Here is a 6,593-nt window from a genome sequence, read left to right as displayed (position 1 = left end):
CCGCGCGAGGAGGTCCACCACCTCCGGCCCGGTCGGCATGGCGGACGAACAGGCGAGGCGCGAGGCGACGAGGGCGCCGGCGGCGTTGGCGTGGCGCACGGTCCGCTCCAGGTCCCAGCCGGAGAGCAGGCCGTGGCCGAGCGAACCGCCGAAGGCGTCGCCGGCGCCGAGACCGTTGACCACCTCGACCGGCACCGGGGGCACCTCGGCCCGGGTGCCGTCGCGGTGCACGGCGAGCACGCCCTTGGGCCCCTGCTTGACCACGGCCAGTTCCACACCGGCCGCCAGCAGCGCCTCGGCGCAGGCCTCCGGCTCCCGCACACCGGTGGCGACCTCGCACTCGTCGAGGTTGCCGACCGCGACCGTGGCGTGGCGCAGCGCCTCCCGGTAGTACGGGCGGGCCTGATCGGGGTCGCGCCAGAACATGGGGCGCCAGTCCAGGTCGAAGACGGTGGTGCCGGACCTGTCCCGGGCCGCGAGGGCGTCGAGGGTGGCCGAGCGGCTCGGCTCCTCGCTCAGACCCGTGCCGGTGATCCAGAAGATCCCCGCCGCGCGTACGGCGGGCAGGTCCAGCTCGTGGGTGTGGATCTCCAGGTCGGGGGCCTTGGGGCGGCGGTAGAAGTAGAGGGGGAAGTCGTCCGGCGGGAAGATCTCGCAGAACGTGACGGGGGTCGGGTAGGCGGCCACCGGGGTGACCCAGCGGTCGTCGACCCCGAACTCCGTCAGCGCCTCGTGCAGATAGGTGCCGAAGGGGTCGGCCCCCGTACGGGTGATCACGGCGGCGGACCGGCCCAGCCGGGCGGCGGCGACAGCGACGTTCGCGGCCGAACCGCCCAGGAACTTCCCGAATGTCTCCACGCGCGCCAGCGGCACACCGGTCTGCAGGGGGTAGAGATCGACCCCGATGCGACCCATGGTGATCAGGTCGAAATAATGTGGCGAGTCGGCCATGACGCGATGCTCCTGAAGCCTTGGGGATGCGGGTCCCGGGACGCCCTGCCACGGTGGGGACGTGCATTCCGGGGACCTGCCGCCTCTCAGGTGTAGGTCTCGGAGGGCGGCGGTGTCAATAGTTTGTACTTACATTCGGACGAGCGTGTGAACTGATGTCTTAACAAAGTATTGACAGCGGCCGTATCTGGGGATTGGATCGCGTCCCAGCACGACAGCCGTGTGCCACGGCACACACTCGGAATCCCCGGGTCCCGGCCAACGGACCCCCGGACTCCCGCCCTTTCCCCGCGTAGCACAGTGAGGTGCAGGACAGATGGACCGCTCTTCTCTCACCCGCTCCCGCAGAATCGCGCCGTTCGTCGCGGTCGCAGCGGCAGCCGCTCTGACCCTCGCCGGCTGTTCCAGCGGTTCGGGCGGCAAGAAGTCCGAGGAAGGCGGAGCCGACGCCTCGGCGGGCAAGGCCTCGACGCCCCGCATGACGGTCGCCCTCGTCACCCACCAGTCCCCGGGTGACACCTTCTGGGACATCGTCCGCAAGGGCGCCCAGGCCGCCGCGGACAAGGACAACGTCAAGCTCGTCTACTCCGCCGACCCCAACGCGGGCAACCAGGCCAACCTGGTGCAGAACGCCATCGACCAGAAGGTCGACGGCATTGCCGTGACCCTCGCCAAGCCGGACGCGCTCAAGGGCGTCATAGCCAAGGCCGAGGCGGCCGGCATCCCGGTCGTCGGCCTCAACTCCGGCGTGAGCGACTGGCAGGACCTCGGCCTGATGTCGTTCTTCGGTCAGGACGAGTCCGTGGCGGGCGAGGCCTTCGGCAAGAGGCTCAACGAGGTCGGCGCCAAGAGCGCCGTCTGTGTCGTCCAGGAGCAGGGCAACGTCGGCCTGACCCAGCGCTGCGACGGCATGGAGAAGACCTTCGAGGGCGAGACCCAGGTCCTCAACGTCAACGGCACGGACATGCCCTCGGTGAAGTCGACGATCACGGCCAAGCTCAAGCAGGACTCCGCCATCGACTACGTCGTCACCCTCGGCGCGCCCTTCGCGCTGACCGCGGTGCAGTCGATCGACGAGTCCGGCAGCAAGGCCAAGGTCGCCACCTTCGACCTCAACAAGGAGCTGACCGGCGCGATCCAGGCGGGTGACATCGAGTTCGCCGTGGACCAGCAGCCGTACCTCCAGGGCTACCTCGCCGTCGACGGCCTGTGGCTCCACAAGAACAACGGCAACTACAGCGGCGGCGGTGAGCAGCCGGTCCTGACCGGCCCGGCGTTCGTCGACAAGTCCAATGTCGACGCGGTCTCCGAGTTTGCCGCGAAGGGCACTCGGTGATGAGCATGGCACAACAGGCTGAGCCGGCGGTGACCCCACCGCCGGCTCCCGGCCCCCGGCCGAGCGACGGCCGCACGGTGCGGCGCCCGCTGGCGCTGCGCCTGCTCGCCCGGCCCGAGGTCGGGGTGTTCCTCGGCGCCGTGGCCGTGCTGGTGTTCTTCCTGTTCGCCGCCCCGCCGGTGCGCGACGGCAGCTCGATGGCGAACATCCTGTACCAGTCGTCCACCATCGGCATCATGGCGCTGCCCGTGGCCCTGCTGATGATCGGCGGCGAGTTCGACCTCTCGGCCGGTGTCGCCGTCGTGACCTCGGCGCTCACCGCGAGCATGCTCAGCTACCAGCTCACCATGAACGTCTGGGTGGGCGTGATCGCCGCCCTGGCGGTGTCCCTCGCCGTCGGCATGTTCAACGGCTGGATGCTGGTCAAGACCGGACTGCCCAGCTTCCTGGTCACCCTCGGCACCTTCCTGATCCTGCAGGGCGTCAACCTCGCGGTGACCAAGCTGGTCACCGGCAACGTCGCCACCGACAACATCAGCGACATGGACGGCTTCGAGCAGGCCAAGGCCGTCTTCGCCTCCAGCTTCGAGGTCGGCGGCGTCCAGGTGAAGATCACCGTCGTCTGGTGGCTCGTCTTCGCCGCCCTGGCCACCTGGGTCCTGCTGCGCACCAAGTACGGCAACTGGATCTTCGCGGTCGGCGGCAGCAAGGACAGCGCCCGCGCGGTCGGCGTCCCCGTCACCTTCACCAAGATCTCGCTGTTCATGCTGGTCGGCTTCGGCGCCTGGTTCGTCGGCATGCACAACCTGTTCTCCTTCAACACCGTGCAGTCCGGCGAGGGCGTGGGCCAGGAGCTCATCTACATCGCCGCGGCGGTGATCGGCGGCTGTCTGCTGACCGGCGGCTACGGCTCCGCGATCGGCCCGGTCTTCGGCGCCTTCATGTTCGGCATGGTGCAGCAGGGCATCGTCTACGCCGGCTGGAACCCCGACTGGTTCAAGGCGTTCCTCGGCGTGATGCTGCTCGGCGCCGTCCTCATCAATCTGTGGGTCCAGCGCACGGCGACCCGGAGGTGACCGCAATGACCGACAAGACGACCTCCGCCCACGGGGCCGCACCCAAGGACACCCCGCCGGAGCGCGACCGGCCCCTGGTGGAACTGCGCGGGGCGGGCAAGGCCTACGGCAACATCCGCGCCCTGCACGGCGTCGACCTCACCGTCCGCCCCTCCCGGGTGACCTGCGTCCTCGGCGACAACGGCGCCGGCAAGTCCACCCTCATCAAGATCATCTCGGGGCTGCACCAGCACACCGAGGGCGAGTTCCTCGTCGACGGCACCCCCGTACGCTTCTCCACCCCGCGCGACGCCCTCGCCAAGGGCATCGCCACCGTCTACCAGGATCTCGCGGTCGTCCCGCTGATGCCGGTGTGGCGGAACTTCTTCCTCGGCTCCGAGATGACCAAGGGCCCCTGGCCGCTGCGCCGTCTCGACATCGCCCGGATGAAGAAGACGGCCGACGAGGAACTGCGCAACATAGGCATCGTCCTGGACGACCTGGAGCAGCCCATCGGCACCCTCTCCGGCGGCCAGCGCCAGTGCGTCGCCATCGCCCGCGCCGTCTACTTCGGCGCCCGCGTCCTCATCCTCGACGAGCCGACCGCCGCCCTCGGCGTCAAGCAGTCCGGCGTGGTCCTCAAGTACATCGCGATGGCCCGCGACCGCGGCCTCGGCGTCATCTTCATCACCCACAACCCGCACCACGCCTACATGGTCGGCGACCACTTCAGCGTGCTGCGCCTGGGCACCATGGAACTCAGCGCCGACCGCAGCGAGGTCAGCCTCGAGGAGCTGACCAACCACATGGCCGGCGGCGCCGAGCTGGCCACCCTCAAGCACGAGCTGTCGCAGGTCCGCGGCGTCGACACCGAGGAGCTTCCCGAGGAGGACGCCCTCCAGGCCCCCGCAGCAACCCCGGAAGGAAAGTCCTGACATGGCAGTCGCCCTCGACCGCATCCGGGTCGGTTCCGCCCCCGACTCCTGGGGCGTCTGGTTCCCCGACGACCCACAGCAGGTGCCCTGGCAGCGCTTCCTCGACGAGGTCGCCGAGGCAGGCTACTCCTGGATCGAACTCGGCCCCTACGGCTACCTCCCGACCGACGCGGCCCGCCTCACCGACGAGGTGGACCGGCGCGGCCTCAGGGTCTCCGCCGGCACCATCTTCTGCGGGCTGCACCGCGGCCCCGCCGAATGGGACGCCACCTGGGAACAGGTCAGCCGGGTCGCCGCGCTCACCCGGGACATGGACGCGAAGCACCTCGTCGTCATCCCGTCCTTCTGGCGCGACGACAAGACCGCCGAGATCCTGGAACCCCCGGAGCTCACCACCGAGCAGTGGGGCCACCTCAGCAAGGGCATGGAACGCCTCGGCCGCGAGGTGAAGGAGACGTACGGGCTCGACATCGTCGTCCACCCGCACGCCGACACCCACATCGACACCGAGGAGCACGTCGAGCGCTTCCTCGACTCGACCGACTCCTCCCTGGTCAACCTCTGCCTGGACACCGGCCACTACGCCTACTGCGGCGGCGACAGCGTCAAGCTCATCGAGACCTACGGCGAACGCATCGGCTACCTGCACCTCAAACAGGTCGACCCGGAGATCCTCGCCGACGTGGTGAAGAACCAGGTCCCGTTCGGCCCCGCCGTCCAGCGCGGAGTGATGTGCGAACCGCCCGCCGGGGTCCCCGACCTGGGCCCGGTCCTCACCGCCGCCCAGAAGCTGGACGTGGACCTGTTCGCCATCGTCGAGCAGGACATGTACCCGTGCGAGCCGGACAAGCCGCTGCCGATCGCCGTACGCACCCGCGCGTTCCTCCGCTCCTGCGGCGCCTGACCACCGGCGGAGGGGAGGCGAGAGACGTGAACCCGCACGAGCCAGTGCGCGTCGCCGTCATCGGCACCGGCCGGATGGGCGCCGACCACGTACGCCGGATCGACCGGGTCATCAGCGGCGCGAGGGTCACCGCCGTCGTGGACATCGACGCCGGACGGGCCCAGGCCCTCGCCGCGGACATCGAGGGCTGCACCGCCCACACCGACCCGGCCGCCGCCATGGCGGCGGCCGACGTCGACGCCGTCGTCGTCGCCTCCCCGGGGCCGGCCCACGAGGCCGCCCTGCTCACCGCCTTCGCACACGACCTGCCCGTCCTGTGCGAGAAGCCGCTCACCCCCGACGCGGCCTCCGCGCTGCGCCTCATGGAAGCCGAACAGGCCCTCGGCCACCGCCGGGTGCAGGTCGGCTTCATGCGCCGCTACGACACCGAGTACGTACGTCTCAAGGCGCTGCTGGAGAGCGGACGGCTGGGCCGCCCGCTGATGCTGCACAACCGGCACCGCAACGTGGCCAGCCCGCCCTTCTTCACCAGTTCCATGCTCATCAGCGACTCCGTGTCCCACGAGGTGGACGCCACCCGCTGGCTGCTCGGCCACGAGATCAGCGCCGTGACCGTCCTGCGCCCCACGGCGTCCGCCGGCGCCCCCGAGGGACTCAGCGACCCGCAGTTCGTCGTCCTGGAGACCGACGGCGGCGCCATCTCCGACGTGGAGATCTTCGTCAACTGCGGCTTCGGCTACCAGGTACAGGCCGAGGTGGTCTGCGAACGCGGCACCGCCCGCATCGGCGACGGCCACGCCCTGGTCACCCACACGGTCGGCCGCTGGGGCGGCACCATCACCCAGGACTGGACCGACCGCTTCGCCCAGGCCTACGACGACGAGGTGCAGACCTGGGTCGACACCACCCGCCGCGGCGAGGTCACCGGGCCCAGCACCTGGGACGGCTACGCGGCGGCAGCGGTCTGCGAGGCGGGCGTACGGGCACTGGAGGACGGCGGCCGGGTGGCGGTCGACCTGGTGGAGAAGCCGGCACTGTACCGGTGACCCACGCGCGGGTACGGCCGCACCCTCGAAGGACGGCCGTACCCGCGAGGTCAGCCGGCCGTGGTACGAGGCCGAGGGCCGAGCCCGGCCGCCTCGTAGCAGGCGTCGATCAGCCGCATCGTCGTCACCGCGTCGTCCGGGCCCAGCGGAAGCGGAGCGCCCTCGCGCACGCGGGCGGCGAACGCCTCCAGCTGGTAGGTGTACGACGAGCGGGTGCCGAGGCGTTCCGTGCGTTCGCCGTCCCCGGTGCGGATCACGACGCGGTCGTCCGTCTGCGGAAGCACGAAGTTCGGGACCGTCACCTCGCCCAGGCCGCCGGTCAGCCGGATGCTCATCTCCAGCCGGTCGTACGCCATGTGGCAGCGG

Annotated in this window: 7 protein-coding genes; 5 read left to right on the top strand and 2 right to left on the bottom strand. The window is 70.3% G+C overall.

What is annotated here, in order from left to right:
* On the bottom strand, window positions 1-951 hold a 951-nt coding region (gene iolC / locus B9S61_RS13600; RefSeq protein WP_103542491.1), incomplete at its 3' end, for a 5-dehydro-2-deoxygluconokinase.
* Between the two features lie 316 nt (window positions 952-1,267).
* Here iolC and B9S61_RS13595 point away from each other — a divergent pair.
* From B9S61_RS13595 to B9S61_RS13575, 5 genes are read left to right on the top strand one after another with little or no spacing between them, the layout of a single operon-like run.
* Window positions 1,268-2,287, top strand: coding sequence for a sugar ABC transporter substrate-binding protein (locus tag B9S61_RS13595; RefSeq protein WP_103542490.1), 1,020 nt, complete (start codon window positions 1,268-1,270; stop codon window positions 2,285-2,287).
* Window positions 2,287-3,363, top strand: a complete 1,077-nt coding sequence (locus B9S61_RS13590; RefSeq protein ID WP_103542489.1) for an ABC transporter permease — start codon at window positions 2,287-2,289, stop codon at window positions 3,361-3,363. Before B9S61_RS13595 ends, B9S61_RS13590 begins: the two co-directional genes overlap by 1 nt.
* Before the next feature lie 5 nt (window positions 3,364-3,368).
* Window positions 3,369-4,277 carry an ATP-binding cassette domain-containing protein gene (locus tag B9S61_RS13585; protein WP_103542488.1) on the top strand — a complete coding sequence of 303 codons (909 nt, stop codon included), beginning with the start codon at window positions 3,369-3,371 and terminating at the stop codon, window positions 4,275-4,277.
* Window position 4,278: 1 nt separating this feature from the next.
* Window positions 4,279-5,181, top strand: coding sequence for a sugar phosphate isomerase/epimerase (locus tag B9S61_RS13580; RefSeq protein ID WP_103542487.1), 903 nt, complete (start codon window positions 4,279-4,281; stop codon window positions 5,179-5,181).
* Between the two features lie 26 nt (window positions 5,182-5,207).
* Complete coding sequence (locus tag B9S61_RS13575; RefSeq protein ID WP_103542486.1) at window positions 5,208-6,227, top strand: Gfo/Idh/MocA family protein; 1,020 nt, start codon at window positions 5,208-5,210, stop codon at window positions 6,225-6,227.
* 50 nt (window positions 6,228-6,277) lie between these two features.
* Here B9S61_RS13575 and B9S61_RS13570 read toward each other — a convergent pair.
* A partial coding sequence (locus B9S61_RS13570; protein ID WP_374936208.1) for a Gfo/Idh/MocA family oxidoreductase occupies window positions 6,278-6,593 on the bottom strand: 316 nt, incomplete at its 5' end.

Source organism: Streptomyces sp. SM1 (assembly GCF_002910825.1).
GTDB lineage: Bacteria > Actinomycetota > Actinomycetes > Streptomycetales > Streptomycetaceae > Streptomyces > Streptomyces okerensis.
Note: the sequence above shows the minus strand (reverse complement) of the source record. Positions and strands in the feature narration are given on the sequence as shown.